Below are 15,513 nucleotides of genomic sequence, written 5' to 3'. Positions count from 1 at the left end.
ATGGTGAGAGAGGCGATCCTAATCTACAACCAGGAGCGCCCGCACCTGTCCTTGAAATACAAAACGCCCGATGCGGTGCATCGGGCGTTGGGGTGAAACAGATGTAAACCTATTTCAGGACTAGACATGTAGGAGCGAGCTTGCTCGCGATGATCGTCAACGATGACGCCGGTGACCTGACGCCCCGCGCAAGCGTGCTCCGCCAATTTTCCACTGTTCCAGACTGTTCAATGCAGCAAAGAGCAGGCAAGCTCGGTCCAACCCTGACTCACGGAATGTAAGGGAAGATCAGATGGTTCAGCTGTGTTCTATCGAGCAAGCGGTCGATGACGTCCTGGCACGGTTGCCGGCGCACATTCACATGGGCCTGCCCCTGGGCCTGGGCAAACCCAACCATTTCGTCAATGCGCTGTATCACCGTGTGGCGCAGCTGCCCGAACGCCAGCTGACCGTCTACACCGCGTTGTGCCTGGGCCGACCGGTGCTGGGCGATGGCTTGCAGCGGCGCTTCCTCAAGCCTTTCATCGAGCGGGTGTTCGGCGATTATCCGGAACTGGATTTCCTGGCGGATTTGCTCAAGGACAGCCTGCCGGCCAACGTGCATGTGCAGCAGTTCTTCATGCAGCCAGGCAGCCTGCTCCACAGCGAATCGGCGCAGCAGGATTACGTCAGCAGCAACTACAGCCACGCCGCGCGGGACATCAATGCCGCCGGCTTGAACCTGATCGCCCAGCTTGTGGCCAGCCACAGCGAGCACCCCGATCGCCTGAGCCTGAGCTGCAATCCAGACATCACCCTCGACTTGTTGCCCATGGTGGAAAAACGCCGGGCAGCGGGGGAGACGATCCTGGTGGTCGGGCAGGTGCATAACGATTTGCCTTATATGCCCGGCGACGCTGAAATCGGTATCGATGTCTTCGACCTGTTGATCGATGCCAAGGACGACACCACGCTGTTCTCCACGCCCAACATGCCGGTGGGCTTGCAGGACCATTTCATCGGGCTGCACGCCAGCGCACTGGTGCGCGACGGCGGTACGTTGCAGATCGGCATCGGCTCGATGGGCGATGCGCTGACCGCGGCCTTGCTCGCGCGTCAGGCCGACAGTGACGGCTACAAAGCGCTGTTGGCAGACATCAATCTCAGCCAGTGGGCGCAACTGATCGAGCGCGAAGGCGGTATCGAACCGTTCGCCAGAGGCTTGTACGGTTGCAGCGAAATGTTCGTCAACGGCCTGCTGGTGCTGGCGGATGCCGGGATCGTGCGGCGCAAGGTCTACCCGGATGTGCCGACTCAGCAACAGGCCAATGCCGGCACACTGGATGAGGCCGCACAGACCGATGGCATCTCGGTGCATGGCGGGTTTTTCCTCGGCCCGCGCAGCTTCTACGAGCGCCTGCGCGAGTTGCCGCAGAGCAGGCGGCTCGAATTCAACATGACCCGCATCAGCTACATCAACGAGCTATACGGTCAGGAGGAGCTCAAGCGCCTGCAACGCCTGGATGCTCGTTTCATCAACACGGTCTTCACCATGACCCTGCTGGGTGCCGGCGTGGCCGACCAGCTGGAGGACGGGCGCGTGCTCAGCGGCGTGGGCGGCCAGTACAACTTTGTCGCCCAGGGTCATGCACTGCAAGGCGCGCGCTCGGTGCTGATCTTGCGCAGCTGGCGCGAGGCGGGTGGGGAGGTCAGTTCGAACATCGTCTGGGAATATGGCCATTGCACCATCCCACGGCACCTGCGCGATATTGTGGTGACCGAATACGGCATTGCCGATCTGCGTGGCAAAACCGATGCGGCGGTGATCGAGGCGCTGCTGAATATCAGCGACTCGCGCTTTCAGCCGGGGCTGATCGAGCAGGCGCAGAAGGTGGGCAAGCTGCCGAAAGACTTCCGCATCGATCCGCGATTTGCCGACAATACGCCGCAACGGCTGCAGGCGATTCAGGCGCGGCATCCGCAGTTGTTCCCCGAATATCCGCTGGGGTGCGATTTCACTGAGGTGGAGCGGGATCTGTTGCGGGCTTTGAACTGGTTGAAGAGCAAGTTCAAGCTGACGGAAATCCTGGAGCTGGGCAAGGCGGCGCTGGATGCGCCAGAGGCGTCGCAGTTTCCGGTGCATCTGGAGCGGATGCAGCTGACTAACCCGGACGGATTGAAAGAGGATCTGTTCCAGCGGTTGTTGCTCACCGGCCTCAAGGCCACTTCGCAATAGCGCCCAGCACAAGACCAACTGTGGGAGCCAGCCAGCCTGCTGGCGATGGCTGTCTGTCAGTCATTAAGATGTTGACTGACACGATGCCATCGCCAGCAGGCTGGCTCCCACAGAGAGAACACAATGCGGCAGGTTACTCGATGAAGGTTACAACGCCATCCTTCAGGGACTGCACGCGAGCCAGCGACTCGACGCGATAACCCTGCGAATCCAGCTCGGCACGACCACCCTGGAACGACTTCTCGATCACGATCCCCAGGCCGGCCACGGTCGCGCCGGCTTGCTTGATGATCGAGATCAGCGCCTGGGACGCCTTGCCGTTGGCCAGGAAGTCATCAATGATCAGCACGCGGTCGCTGCTGGTCAGGTGGCGCGGGGAGATCGCCACGGTGCTTTCGGTCTTCTTGGTGAACGAGTAAACGGTCGCCGACAGCAGGTTTTCAGTCAGGGTCAGGGACTGTTGCTTGCGGGCGAAGATCACCGGCACGCCGAGGTTCAGCCCGGTCATGATCGCCGGCGCAATACCAGAGGCTTCAATGGTGACGATCTTGGTGATGCCCGAGTCCTTGAACAGCGCGGCAAATTCATCGCCGATCAGCTTCATCAGGGCCGGGTCGATCTGGTGGTTCAAAAAGGCGTCAACCTTCAGGACCTGATCGGAAAGCACGATGCCTTCTTCGCGGATTTTCTTGTGCAGTGCTTCCATGAAGCTTTCCTCTACCGGCGCGAGATGCGCCTAGCTTGTCAAAAAGTGTTTGGTTAAAAAGTATTCGATTCTAGCGCTTTAACATCGCCCGTATATCCGCCAATGCGGTATTGCCGCGAACGGCTTTGACTTCGACGGGGGTGTCGTCATTGCCTTCCCAAGCCAGGTCGTCCGGCGGCAGCTCATCGAGGAAGCGGCTTGGCGCACAGTCGATGATCTCGCCATATTGCTTACGCTTGGCCGCGAAGGTGAAGGCCAGGGTCTGGCGCGCGCGGGTGATGCCCACGTAGGCCAGGCGGCGTTCTTCCTCGATGGTGTCGGCTTCGATGCTGGAGCGGTGGGGGAGGATTTCCTCTTCCATGCCCATGATGAACACGTAGGGGAACTCCAGGCCCTTGGAGGCGTGCAAGGTCATCATCTGCACGCCTTCGGCGCCGTCTTCCTCTTCCTGCTGACGTTCCAGCATGTCGCGCAACACCAGTTTGCCGATGGCGTCTTCGACGGTCATCTCGCCTTCTTCGTCCTTCTCGAGGGTGTTTTTCAATGCCTCGATCAGGAACCAGACGTTGCCCATCCGGTAATCGGCCGCCTTGTCGCTGGAGCTGTTGGTGCGCAGCCAGTTCTCATAGTCAATGTCCATGACCATGCTGCGCAGCGCCGAAATCGGATCTTCGCCGGCACACTGCTCGCGGACCCTGTCCATGAAGCGCTTGAAGCGTGACAGGCGATCGGTGAACCGCGTATCCAGGTGTTCGCCGAGGCCGATTTCGTCGGTGGCCGCGTACATCGAGATCTTGCGTTCGGTGGCGTAGTTACCGAGTTTTTCCAGGGTGGTCGAGCCGATTTCCCGGCGTGGGACGTTGATCACTCGCAGGAAGGCGTTGTCGTCGTCCGGGTTCACGATCAGGCGGAAGTAGGCCATCAGGTCTTTCACTTCCTGGCGCCCGAAGAAGCTGTTACCGCCCGACAACCGATACGGAATCTGGTGGTGTTGCAGTTTCAGCTCGATCAGCTTGGCCTGGTAGTTGCCGCGGTACAGGATCGCGAAATCGCTGTAGGGCCGGTCAGTGCGCAGGTGCAGGGTCAGCAGTTCCACGGCCACGCGCTCGGCTTCGGCGTCTTCGTTGCGGCAGCGGATCACGCGGATCTCGTCGCCGTGGCCCATCTCGCTCCACAGCTGCTTTTCGAACTCGTGGGGGTTGTTGGAGATCAGCACGTTGGCGCAGCGCAGGATGCGACTGGTGGAGCGGTAGTTCTGCTCGAGCATGACCACTTTCAGGGACGGATAATCGTCCTTGAGCAGCATCAGGTTTTCCGGCCGCGCGCCACGCCAGGCGTAGATCGACTGGTCGTCGTCGCCCACCACGGTGAACTGGTTGCGCGTACCGATCAGCAGCTTCACCAGCAAATACTGGCTGGCGTTGGTGTCCTGGTACTCGTCCACCAGCAGGTAGCGGACCTTGTTCTGCCACTTTTCGAGGATGTCGGCGTGTTCCTGGAACAGCTTTACCGGCAGCAGGATCAGGTCGTCGAAATCCACCGCGTTGAACGCCTTGAGCGTACGTTGATAGTGGGTATAGACGATGGCGGCGGTCTGCTCCTTGGGATTGCGCGCGTTTTCCAGGGCCTCGGCAGGTAGGATGAGGTCGTTCTTCCACGAGCCGATCATGTTCTTGATCTCGTCGACGCCGTCGTCGCCCGCGTATTCCTTCTGCATGATGTCGGTCATCAAGGACTTGACGTCGGCTTCGTCAAAAATCGAGAAGCCGGGCTTGTAGCCCAGGCGAACATGTTCCTTGCGGATGATGTTCAGGCCCAGGTTGTGGAAGGTGCACACGGTCAGGCCGCGGCCTTCGCCGCCCTTGAGCAGGGTGCCGACCCGTTCCTTCATCTCGCGCGCAGCCTTGTTGGTAAAGGTCATGGCGACGATGTACTGGGCGCGGATGCCGCAGTTCTGGATCAGGTGCGCAATCTTGCGCGTGATCACGCTGGTCTTGCCGGAGCCTGCGCCGGCGAGCACCAAAAGAGGGCCGCCGACGTAGCTCACGGCTTCTTGCTGCCGGGGATTGAGTCGGGACATACGGAATCAGGGAGTCGTTTGCGAAATGGGCCGGCATTTTAACAGGCTCAGCAATTTGTGCTGCTCTCTCCGACTTGTGACGCACCACGCTAACTGTATTTGCCGGTTTTGTTACTTTCACGCAGGATACGTGAGGTATTTGCGTCTAATGTTCGTAATTCCTGATACAAAAGCCACGTCTGATAACTGATGTCATTTGGTCATTGGTTGGCGGCCCGGCATAATGCCTGGCGCGTACACCACTGCAGAGTCTAGGGAGCTAGCTTGTCTACGCCTGTCGAACCCTTGCGTTTGCTGCTACTGGCAGAAGAGCCAGCGTGGACAGCGTTGTTGCGCGAGTGTCTGGCTCCAATGGGGAGCTCGGCCGTGCTCATCAGCGCTCCGAATTGGGAGTCTGTCAGCAGTCTGTTCGATGACAACCGCAGCGCGGTGTTGTTGACGATCCCTGCTCTGCAGCCACTTCCCGGTCGTTGCACCTTGCCGACGGTATTGCTGCTCGAACACGAGCCGGCGTCGCCGCCCGATGGCGTGAGCGACTGGTTGGTGCGCGATCTGCTTGATACAGGCATGTTGCAGCGCTGCCTGCGCCATGTGCGCGAACGGGGGCTGCTGGAGACCACCCTGCAGCGTCTGGCCGAGCAAGACCCCTTGACCGGCATCGCCAATCGCCAGGGTTTTCAGACCCTGCTGGCGGCCCGGCTGGTGGAAAACGATGGCCGTGGCCTGGCACTCGGGCACCTGGACCTCGACAACTTCCGTCACGCCAACGACGCGTTGGGGCACCAGGCGGGCGACCGGTTGATCCTGCAAGTCGTTGCCAGGCTCAAAAGCCAGCTGGAGGTGGGTGATCAGCTCGCACGGTTGGGCAGCGACGAATTTGCACTGCTGATCGACACCCGCCGGGCACCCCAGCGCGCCGAGTGGATGGCCGAACGAATCACCGAAGCACTGGCCGAACCCTACTGGGTCGACGGCGAAAGCCTGTTGATCGGGTCCAGCCTGGGCATCGCCCATGCTCGCGCCCAGGCCGGTGCCGACCCGCTGATGTGGCACGCGCACATCGCCATGCAGCAGGCCAAGAGCACCCAGGGCTGTACCTTTCACATCTTCAACGAGCGCATCAATCGCAATGCGCGCAGCATGGCCGACCTGGAAAGCGAACTGCGACGGGCATTGCGCCGTGATGAGCTGGAGCTGCACTACCAGCCGCGACTGAACCTCGAAGACGGGCAGATCGTCGGCCTCGAAGCCCTGGTGCGCTGGCGTCATGCCGAGCGCGGTTTGCTGCCGCCAAGCGAATTCGTGCCCTTGGCCGAGCAGAGCGGCTTGATCGTGCCCCTGGGTTACTGGGTGATTTCCCGTGCACTGCGTGACATGCAGGCCCTGCGCGAGCGCGGGCTGCCGGCGCTGCACATGGCAATCAACCTGTCGTTTCGGCAGTTCCAGGACAGCCAGTTGCTGCCCACCCTCAGCCGCTTGATCATCGAGCGCGGAGTCGAGGCGCAGTGGCTGGAGTTCGAACTGACAGAGACCGCAGTGATGCGCCGCAGCGATCTGGTCAAGCAGACCATGGACGCCCTCGGGCGCCTGGGCGTGCGCTTTTCCCTGGATGACTTCGGAACCGGCTTCTCGTCATTCGTGCACCTCAACAGCCTGCCGATCGCCTTGCTGAAGGTCGACAAGAGTTTTGTCGGCGAGATGGAAGAGCGCGAGGAGAATCGCAAACTGGTGCACGCGATGATCAACCTGGCGCACAACCTCAATCTCGAAGTGGTGGCCGAAGGCGTGGAAACCCCGGAGCAGCTGGATCTGTTGCGTGGGTTTGGCTGTGATCAGGTGCAGGGGTACCTGATCAGCAAGCCGTTGCCGTTGGTGGAGCTGGTTGAATACCTGACCTTCGGTTCCAGCCAACAGGCCGTTGTGGAGGCCATTTAAAAGATCGCCAGAACGCGGCCGAGCCTTTAACCGCTCCTACATGGGAATGTGTACACCCGTAGGAGCTGCCGAAGGCTCGGGCCGCGTTCGGACGATCTTTTGATCTTAATCGGGTTGAATCACCCTGAAACTGGCCTGCACCGCAGGCTCACGCCGAATCATGCGCTTCATCTTCCACTCAAACGCCAGCGTCAGGCTCACCGCCGCACACGCCAGGCCCAGCGCCAGGCCCCACCAGACGCCCGTTGGGCCCCAGTCGAGATGGAATGCCATCCACCAGGCTGCCGGCGCACCAATCAGCCAATAGCAGGCCAGTCCAACCAGGAAGGTGGTCTTGGCATCCTTGAGCCCGCGTATGCAGCCCATGGCGATGGTTTGCGTACCGTCGAACAGCTCGAACCAGGCGGCGACCGCCAGCAGGCTCACTGCCAATTCGATGACCGGGCGGAACGCTGGATCATTATGGTCCAGGAACAAGCCAATCAATTGATGCGGCAGCAGCCAGAAAACCATCGCGAAGCCGAGCATCGCCGCCGCTCCGAACACAATACCAACCCGTCCCGCCAGCCGTGCATCCAGCAGTTGCCCGGCACCGTAGTGCTGGCCGATGCGCATGGTGATCGCATAGGACATGCCGGCCGGCACCATGAACGCCACCGAAACGATCTGCAGGGCAATCTGGTGCGCACCCAGTTGCGTACTGCCCATGGTGCCCATGCACAGCGCCGCGAAGGCAAACAGCCCGACCTCCACCGCGTAGGTGCCGCCGATGGGCAGGCCCAGCCGCCACAGCTCCTTGAGGTACTGACGGTTGGGCCGCGACAGGCCTTCACGCAATGGATAAGCGTCATACGCCCTATGCCGCCGAATATGCAGGGCCAGCGCCAATGCCATCAGGTTGGCGACGATGGCCGTGACCAGCCCTATCCCCACCAGCCCCATCCTGGGCAGGCCGAACATGCCGGTAATCAATGCATAGTTGAGCAGGAAGTTCGCCACCGTGCCGGCGAGGCTGATCACCATCACCGGCGTCGCCCGGCCGATCGCACTGGTGAAGCCGCGCAGGGCCATGAAGCTCAAGTAGCCGGGCAGGGCGAACGGCAGGATCATCAGGAATTGCCCGGCCATATGGACGTTGCTTTCGGTCTGGCCGAACAGCAGCAGCACGGGCTTGAGGTTCCACAGCAACAGGCCGGCGGCCAGTGCCATCAGCCACGCCAGCCACAAACCTGCCTGGGTCAGCCGGGCGGCGCCAACGATATCGCCCGCACCCTGACGGATAGCCACCAGGGTGCCGACTGCCGCAATCACCCCGATGCAGAAAATCGACACAAAAGAGTAGGTGGCCGCCCCCAGGCCGCCGCCGGCAAGCGCCTCGGGGCTGATGCGCGCCATCATCAAGGTGTCGGTGAGGACCATCAGCATATGCGCCAACTGCGAGGCAATCAGCGGCCCCGCCAGCCGCAGGATGGCCCAGAGTTCAATACGCGCTGGATGCTTCATGATCATCACGCTCGGTTTTCAGAGGGAACAGTAGACCGTCGATTTTCGGCGCTCTGGAGGATTTCCACAAAGGGATAAAAAGGATGGATGGCATGACTAAAACTCATCATGGATGAGTTTCTGCTAAGTTGTGGCGATTGCGCTTTAGGAGCTTTCTTGATGTCTCGTCGTCTTCCTCCGTTGTATGCCCTGCGTGCCTTCGAAGCGGCCGCTCGCCACAGTTCGTTTACCCGTGCCGCGCAAGAGTTGTCGATCACCCAGAGCGCGGTCAGCCGGCATATTCGTACGCTCGAAGAGCACTTTGCCTGCCGATTGTTTCACCGCAGTGGCCGCAACCTGCAACTGACCGAATCGGCCCGGTTGCTGCTGCCCGGCATCCGCGAGGGCTTCACCGCCCTGGAGCGGGCGTGCAACACCCTGCGCGCCGAAGACGACATCCTGCGCATGAAGGCGCCTTCGACCCTGACCATGCGCTGGCTGCTGGCGCGCCTGAGCCGCTTCCGTCACCTGCAACCGGGCAATGAGGTGCAGCTCACCAGCGCCTGGATGGACGTCGACTCGGTGGACTTCAACGACGAGCCCTTCGACTGTGCCGTGCTGTTGAGCAACGGCCATTTCCCACCTGACTGGGAGGCCAGTTATCTGTTCCCCGAAGAACTGATCCCGGTCGGTGCGCCGAACCTGCTGAGCGAGCAGCCTTGGGACGTGACGCGCCTGGCCAATACCGAACTGCTGCACCCCACACCGGACCGCCGCGACTGGCGCAACTGGCTGGAGCGCATGGGGCTGGCCGAACAGGTGTCGCTCAAGGGCGGGCAGGTGTTCGATACGCTGGAGCTGGGCATGATCGCCGCCGCCCGTGGCTACGGGGTTTCGATGGGCGACTTGTTGATGGTGGCCGAGGATGTCGCTCAGGGGCGCCTGAGTTTGCCGTGGCCGACTGCCGTCGCCAGCGGTGAGAAATATTACCTGGTCTGGCCGAAAACCCGGCCCGGCGGAGAACGGATGCGCCGCCTCAGTGACTTCCTGCAGGGCGAGGTCCGGGCCATGGAGTTGCCGGACGTCGAGCACCTGAGCTGAATCGATAGAGCCTGTGCAGCGACAGGCTCCGGCCATATCCTGGTAATCGGCTCAAGTATTCAGGTTTACCGCCGAAGAGATGCAGGTGGAACCTTCGTGCAGGTTCGACGTAATCCCCATTATTAGAAATGTCGCTGAGTGTGCAGCCCGATCAAGGAGGATTCGGACGCTTGGCCAGGAGCTGTCATGTCTCAACCTCGCGCCCGCATCGCCTCACAGCTGGGTATCGCGCTTGCCGTGATACTGGCGATCGTCATCAGCTGCAGCACTGTGTTTGCCCTGCGCTCGCTGGACACCGCCAACCTTGCCACCCGCGAGGAACACCTGGCCAGCGAAGCAAGGCTGCTGGCCGATCAATTGAGCACCTTCCACGGTACGTTGCGTGAGAGTACCCAGCGCCTCAGCGGCTTGTTCGAGAAGCGCTTCAGCGCGGGACTGAGTCTGCACCCGGAGCAGCCGGTGACGGTCGCGGGCGTGCAGACCGCGGGCTTGCACCTGGGCAGCGAAGTGCTGAACAACAACTTCCAGGAAGTGGACGAGTTCAAGCAGATGACTGCCGGTGTTGCCACGTTGTTCGTGCGTAACGGCGACGACTTCATCCGGGTCAGCACTTCCCTGAGCAAGCAGGACGGCACGCGCGCCATTGGCACGCTGCTCGATCACGCGCACCCCGCTTATGCGCGCCTGATGGCGGGGCAGGGCTACGTCGGCCGGGCCCTGTTGTTTGAACGGTCCTACATGACTCAGTACACCCCCGTACGCGACAGCGGCGGCAAGGTGATTGCGGTGCTGTTTGTAGGATTCGATTACACCGACGCGCAGAACGCGCAATTTGCCAATCTCAAACGCTTCCGCATCGGCCAGACCGGCTCCCTGGCGTTGCTCGACGAACAGGGCAAATGGCTGGTGCCGATTGCGGGCGTGCAGGCGTTGGAGCAGGCGGCGCCGACCCTTGCCGCGCTGGCAAAAACGCCTGGCAAAGGTGAGTTCTGGAGCGACAAATCCGAAGACTTTTACAGCGTCGCTGTGCCGTTCGAGGGTGGCCCATGGTCGGTGGTGGCGAGCATGCCCAAAGCGGAAATTCGCGCCGTGACCTGGAGTGTCGGCAGTCAATTGGCGATAGGCAGCCTGCTGGCCATGCTGATCGCCGTGGGTGCGGCGGTCTGGTTGTTGCGCAGCAAGCTGGCGCCACTGGGTGATCTGGTGCGTCAGGCCGAGGCGCTGGGCGCGGGGGATCTGAGCGTGCGCCTGAATGTCTCGAGCCACGACGAAATCGGCCAGTTGGCCCGTGCCTTCAACCAGATGAGCCAGGCCCTGTCGACCATGGTCGAGCACATCCGCAAAGCCTCGCAAGAGGTCAACAGCCGTGCCCAGGCCTTGTCTGGTTTGTCCGGTGGTGCTTACGAAGGCATGGAGCAGCAGTCGGGCGAGATCACCAGCATGGCAGGTGCGGTGGAGGAATTCAGTGCCACTTCCCTGAACATCGCCGACAACATGGGCAGCACCCAGTTGCTGGCTCAGGAAAACGCACAGCAAACCCGGATCGGTCGTACGTCGATGGACGAAGCGTCTTCGTCTCTTGAACAAATTGCGGGCGCGCTGAACAGCACGGCGACGGTCATCAACACACTGGGCCAGCGCTCTCAGGAAATTGGCGGCATCGTCGGGGTGATCACTTCGATTGCCGAGCAGACCAATCTGCTGGCACTCAACGCGGCCATTGAAGCCGCCCGCGCCGGCGAGCAAGGCCGGGGCTTTGCGGTGGTGGCCGATGAAGTGCGCAATCTGGCTTCCCGCACTCGCCAGGCAACCGATGAAATCTCGCTGATGATCCAGAGCATCCAGCAGGAAACCGGCAACGCCATCAGCACCATGGAGCAGGGCAAGGTACTGATGGAGGAGGGCTTGTCGCGCAACGCCAATGTCGCCTCGGCCCTGGCGCGTATCGATGAGCAGAGTCGCTCGGCTGGCCAGCAGTTTTCGGCGATCACCACGGCCACCCAGGAACAAAGCAGCACCGCGACGTTGCTCAGCAGCAACCTGCAAAGCATTGCGCTGGCCAACAGCGAGCAGCGCGAGGTGGTGTCGCACCTGGCCGTGACGGCCAAGGAACTGGAGAGCCTGGCGGCGGAGTTGCGGCAGGAGGTTGACCGGTTTCGTTGAGGTGTTCGGCTATGGCAATCGCGAGCAGGCTTGCTCCCACAGGTGTGATTGGCGTTCACAAGTTCTGCGTCCACCGACACTCCTGAGTAGGCGTGAGCCCGCTCGGTTTTATCAAGACATAGGGCCATTGTTGGTTTTACGCTTGATGAATCGTTTCAGCCGGTCTATAAAAATGGCACAACTCCAAGAAAGGCTTGTGCCATGACTCCGCTCAAACTCATCGTCGCCCTCGGCGCGCTGTCCGCTGCCTCCCATGCCATGGCGTGGGACTATGTTCTGCTCGACTCCGACAAAGCGGCCGCCAACTGGTCAATCACCAGTCAGCAACTCGGGGTGAAGACCGACAAACCCTTCTCCGTGACCCTGCGTACCTTGCATGGCGGTCGGCAAGAGGGCGTCAGCATCGTCGACATTGATAACGGCACGCTCAAGCTCTCGGTGGTACCGACCCGCGGCATGAACGTCCTGCAGGCCTCGGTGGGGTCTGTGCGCATGGGCTGGGATTCGCCGGTGAAAGAGGTGGTCAACCCGGCCTTCATCGAACTCAACGGTCGGGGCGGGTTGGGCTGGCTGGAAGGTTTCAACGAACTGGTGACCCGCTGCGGTTACGAATGGGTCGGCCACCCCGGCGTGGACAATGGCGAGTTGCTGACCCTGCACGGCCGCGCCGCCAACATTCCGGCCAGCAAAGTCACCTTGCACATCGACGAAAAACCGCCTTACGCCATCAGCCTGCGCGGTGAGTTGAAAGAGCAGGCGTTCAAGAAAGTCGACTTCTCCGTCGCCACCGAACTGGTCACCGAACCGGGCAGCGTGCGCTTCAGCCTCAACGACACCCTGACCAACAATGGCGACTATCCGAAGGAATACCAGGCGCTCTACCACAGCAACTTCAGTACCCCGTTCCTGGAACAGGGTGCTCGATTCGCTGCGCCGGTAAAACAGGTGTCGCCGTTCAACGACAAGGCCAAAGGTGAACTGTCGGACTGGCAGACCTACCGCGGGCCGACCAAGGACTACGACGAGACGGTCTACAACGTGGTGCCGTATGCCGATGCAAAAGGCGACACATTGACCGTGCTGCACAACAAGGCCGGCAGCCTGGGCGTCTCGGTAGGTTTCAACACGCAAACCCTGCCCGTGTTCTCCCTGTGGAAAAACACCGATACCCAAGGGCAGGGCTATGTCACCGGACTTGAGCCAGGCACGAGCTTCTCCTACAACCGCCGGTATCAACGACCACTGGGCCTGGTGCCGACGATCGCGCCAAACGAGCATAAAGAGTTCCGCATCAGCTACAGCCTCTTGGCGGACAAAGGGGCGGTGGATCAGGCGTTGAAGCGAGTGAGCGAGATTCAGGCCGGGCGGGAAACCGAGGTGCGGCAGATGCCGTTGGTGGATCTCACCAAGGAGTAAATCCGTTAGTTTGTGGCCGGACGATACTGTAGCGCCTCAGCCAGATGCTCTCGCGTAATGGCATCTATCTGCTCAAGGTCCGCCAAGGTGCGCGCTACCTTGAGCAGACGATGGGCCGAACGTAGCGACAGGGTCAATCTTTCGCAGGCGGATTCCAGCCAGGTTTCATCGGCTGTGGATAACTTGCAGTGTATGCGAAGGCCTGGCAGGTCGAGAAAGGCGTTGGCGCAGCCCTGGCGCTTGTGCTGCCGTTCCCTGGCGTCGGCTACCAGCACTGCCGCGCTGGCGGAGTCATCGCCGGGTTTCGCTGAAGGGTTCAGCGCTGTGGCTTCCCGCGCCACGGTCAGGTGCAGATCGATGCGGTCCAGCAGCGGGCCGGACAGTTTGTTGCGGTAGCGCTGGACCATGTCCGGGGTGCATGAACACTTGCCCGTTGGTTCGCCGAGATATCCACAGGGACAGGGATTCATCGCCGCGACCAGTTGAAAGCGCGCCGGAAAACGCACGCGATCCCTGGCCCGGGAAATCACGATATGGCCGGACTCCATAGGCTCACGCAACACTTCCAAAACCCTGCGATCAAACTCCGGTAGTTCATCAAGGAACAGCACGCCATGGTGGGCGAGGGTGATTTCCCCGGGCTGAGGCTTTGACCCGCCACCCACCAGCGCCGGGCCCGACGCTGAGTGGTGAGGTTGGCGAAAAGGACGTTGCGGCCAGTGACTCAGGGGCGCGCAACTGGCCACCGACTGAATGGCCGCGACCTCCAGCGCCTCGCTTTCGGCCAAGGGTGGCAGCAGCCCCGGCAGTCGACTCGCCAGCAGTGTTTTGCCTGTTCCCGGCGGCCCACTGAGCAGGAGATTGTGTAACAATACACCCATCGATTCTAAAGAGGTCTTTATGACCAAACCATCACGCAAAGCGTACAGTTACATCCGATTCTCAAGCACCGATCAGGCCGGAGGAGATAGCTACAGGCGTCAACTCGCTGCTGCTGAGGAGTATTGCGCGGTGAATGGTTTGGATCTGATAGATTCCAAAGAGTATCGATATTTTGACAACGGCAAGTCGGCCTTTACGGGGAAGCACCTACTTGAAAGTGGGGATTTCGCGCGATTTTTGAGCAAGGTAGAATCGGGCGCCATAGAGCCCGGCTCAATGTTAATAGTTGAAAGTCTTGATAGACTCAGTCGCGAGCCGGTCAATGACGCGCTGCCAAGATTTCTTGGTTTACTAAAGCTTGGAATCGATATCTATACCACCTCCGACGCTAGACTTTATGTAAAAGGTGGCAATGAGATTGATCTGGTAGTAAGCATCATTAATATGAGTAGGGCTCATAATGAATCGGTGCTGAAGAGCCAGCGGGTAAGTAAAGCTTGGCAGCAAAAACAAAAGGAAGCTCGTGACGACAAAAAACCTCTTGGAAGCGCATGTCCATATTGGCTTAAGTTCAATGGGGACAGTTACGAAGTAATTCCCGAAAGGGTCGAGGTTGTCAGATGTATTTTTAAGCTAGCGGCCTCTGGTTACGGACACCGAGCTATCGCCAAAAAGCTAAATGAATTAAATGTCCCAACATTTGGCTCAGTCAAGCGAAATGAAAAGCAACTATGGGCTAGTAGCTCTACGGGTAAAATTCTTTCTAACAGAGCATTGCTTGGTGAGTACCAGCCAATGTCCCATGTCGGAGGAAGTCGCACCAATATTGGTGATGCGATAGTGAATTACTATCCGGTGGTCATTAGTGAAGACGTTTTTTTTGAGGCCCAGTCTGCGCGCCACTCTCGAAAGGTCTCTAAATCAACCAAAGTTTCGCGAAACTATAATGTTTGGCAGGGAATCGCTAAATGTGGGTTGTGTGCGGAGTCAATGCATTTGGTTAATAAGGGCCAGCCTCCTAAGGGGGGGCGGTACTTAAGATGCTATGGAAGTGCGAAAGGAGCGTGTACTAATAAATTGATAGTGCTCGGTCAAGCGGAACAGGCGTTTCTGGAAGTTTTGGCGAAAGTCGATAGTTTAAGTTTGGTACAAGACTCGCAAGCAAAGATCCAGAAAGAAATTTCAATGGTTGAATTAAAGATTGCGAGTGTAGTGGAGCGTCAAAAAGAGATTGAGTTTCAGCTTATGGAGTTGGATGGAGCTCTGCCGAAGTTGGCTTTGTTGACCCTGTCTAAACTGGAGCAGGAGTCGGGCGCGTTAAACATTCGTCGTGACGAATTGAAGAGGGATGCCCAGCGGGAAAAAATAATTAACAAGCAAGATTTTTTTGATCGAGTTGATTTAGTTAGCTATGAGGGTAGGGCTAAGGCGAATCAACTATTAAAAGCCCTAGGTGTTGTTGTCCGCATGGGGCGAAAAAATAAAAATATTAGTTATTCTGTTGAATTAAATGGCTGTCTCTTATACACATCT

Annotated in this window: 9 protein-coding genes and 1 pseudogene; 6 read left to right on the top strand and 4 right to left on the bottom strand. The window is 59.6% G+C overall.

The window, feature by feature from the left end; translation table 11 throughout:
- Window positions 1–292 precede the first annotated feature (292 nt).
- Window positions 293–2,215: an acetyl-CoA hydrolase/transferase C-terminal domain-containing protein gene (locus UB23_RS10855; protein ID WP_045059318.1), complete on the top strand. Its 1,923-nt coding sequence runs from the start codon at window positions 293–295 to the stop codon at window positions 2,213–2,215.
- Window positions 2,216–2,348: 133 nt separating this feature from the next.
- On the opposite strand, the gene UB23_RS10850 is transcribed toward UB23_RS10855, so the two are convergent.
- Complete coding sequence (locus UB23_RS10850; RefSeq protein ID WP_016772573.1) at window positions 2,349–2,921, bottom strand: xanthine phosphoribosyltransferase; 573 nt, start codon at window positions 2,919–2,921, stop codon at window positions 2,349–2,351.
- A gap of 70 nt (window positions 2,922–2,991) precedes the next feature.
- Window positions 2,992–5,001 (bottom strand): DNA helicase Rep, encoded by a 2,010-nt coding sequence (gene rep, locus UB23_RS10845; protein WP_045059317.1) that lies wholly within the window; start codon window positions 4,999–5,001, stop codon window positions 2,992–2,994.
- A gap of 264 nt (window positions 5,002–5,265) precedes the next feature.
- Here rep and UB23_RS10840 point away from each other — a divergent pair, with 264 nt between their 5' ends.
- On the top strand, window positions 5,266–6,936 hold the full coding sequence (locus UB23_RS10840; RefSeq protein ID WP_045059316.1) for a putative bifunctional diguanylate cyclase/phosphodiesterase: 1,671 nt from the start codon (window positions 5,266–5,268) through the stop codon (window positions 6,934–6,936).
- Window positions 6,937–7,041: 105 nt separating this feature from the next.
- On the opposite strand, the gene UB23_RS10835 is transcribed toward UB23_RS10840, so the two are convergent.
- Window positions 7,042–8,439: a NorM family multidrug efflux MATE transporter gene (locus tag UB23_RS10835; protein ID WP_045059320.1), complete on the bottom strand. Its 1,398-nt coding sequence runs from the start codon at window positions 8,437–8,439 to the stop codon at window positions 7,042–7,044.
- Window positions 8,440–8,598: 159 nt separating this feature from the next.
- On the opposite strand from UB23_RS10835, the gene UB23_RS10830 reads away from it, so the two are divergent.
- The 3 genes from UB23_RS10830 (at window position 8,599) to UB23_RS10820 (ending at window position 13,098) form a co-directional block, all read left to right on the top strand.
- Entirely contained in the window at window positions 8,599–9,519 is a 921-nt protein-coding gene (locus UB23_RS10830) for a LysR substrate-binding domain-containing protein (protein WP_045059315.1), read from the top strand.
- 186 nt (window positions 9,520–9,705) lie between these two features.
- Window positions 9,706–11,682, top strand: coding sequence for a methyl-accepting chemotaxis protein (locus UB23_RS10825; RefSeq protein ID WP_045059314.1), 1,977 nt, complete (start codon window positions 9,706–9,708; stop codon window positions 11,680–11,682).
- Window positions 11,683–11,883: 201 nt separating this feature from the next.
- Window positions 11,884–13,098 (top strand): aldose 1-epimerase family protein, encoded by a 1,215-nt coding sequence (locus tag UB23_RS10820; RefSeq protein ID WP_045059313.1) that lies wholly within the window; start codon window positions 11,884–11,886, stop codon window positions 13,096–13,098.
- 5 nt (window positions 13,099–13,103) lie between these two features.
- Here UB23_RS10820 and UB23_RS10815 read toward each other — a convergent pair.
- Window positions 13,104–13,964: pseudogene (locus UB23_RS10815) on the bottom strand (YifB family Mg chelatase-like AAA ATPase); the annotation flags it as partial.
- Window positions 13,965–13,998: 34 nt separating this feature from the next.
- Here UB23_RS10815 and UB23_RS10810 point away from each other — a divergent pair.
- Window positions 13,999–15,513 (top strand): recombinase family protein (locus UB23_RS10810; RefSeq protein ID WP_045059312.1); only part of this gene is annotated, 1,515 nt, incomplete at its 3' end.

This window comes from Pseudomonas sp. ES3-33 (assembly GCF_000952175.1).
Classification (GTDB): domain Bacteria; phylum Pseudomonadota; class Gammaproteobacteria; order Pseudomonadales; family Pseudomonadaceae; genus Aquipseudomonas; species Aquipseudomonas gregormendelii.
Note: the sequence above shows the minus strand (reverse complement) of the source record. Positions and strands in the feature narration are given on the sequence as shown.

Coding starts and splice junctions, on each gene's coding strand:
- UB23_RS10855 (WP_045059318.1), top strand. CDS start 293: ATGGTTCAGCTGTGTTCTATCGAGCAAGCGGTCGATGACGTCCTGGCA.
- UB23_RS10850 (WP_016772573.1), bottom strand. CDS start 2,921: ATGGAAGCACTGCACAAGAAAATCCGCGAAGAAGGCATCGTGCTTTCC.
- rep (WP_045059317.1), bottom strand. CDS start 5,001: ATGTCCCGACTCAATCCCCGGCAGCAAGAAGCCGTGAGCTACGTCGGC.
- UB23_RS10835 (WP_045059320.1), bottom strand. CDS start 8,439: ATGAAGCATCCAGCGCGTATTGAACTCTGGGCCATCCTGCGGCTGGCG.
- UB23_RS10830 (WP_045059315.1), top strand. CDS start 8,599: ATGTCTCGTCGTCTTCCTCCGTTGTATGCCCTGCGTGCCTTCGAAGCG.
- UB23_RS10825 (WP_045059314.1), top strand. CDS start 9,706: ATGTCTCAACCTCGCGCCCGCATCGCCTCACAGCTGGGTATCGCGCTT.
- UB23_RS10820 (WP_045059313.1), top strand. CDS start 11,884: ATGACTCCGCTCAAACTCATCGTCGCCCTCGGCGCGCTGTCCGCTGCC.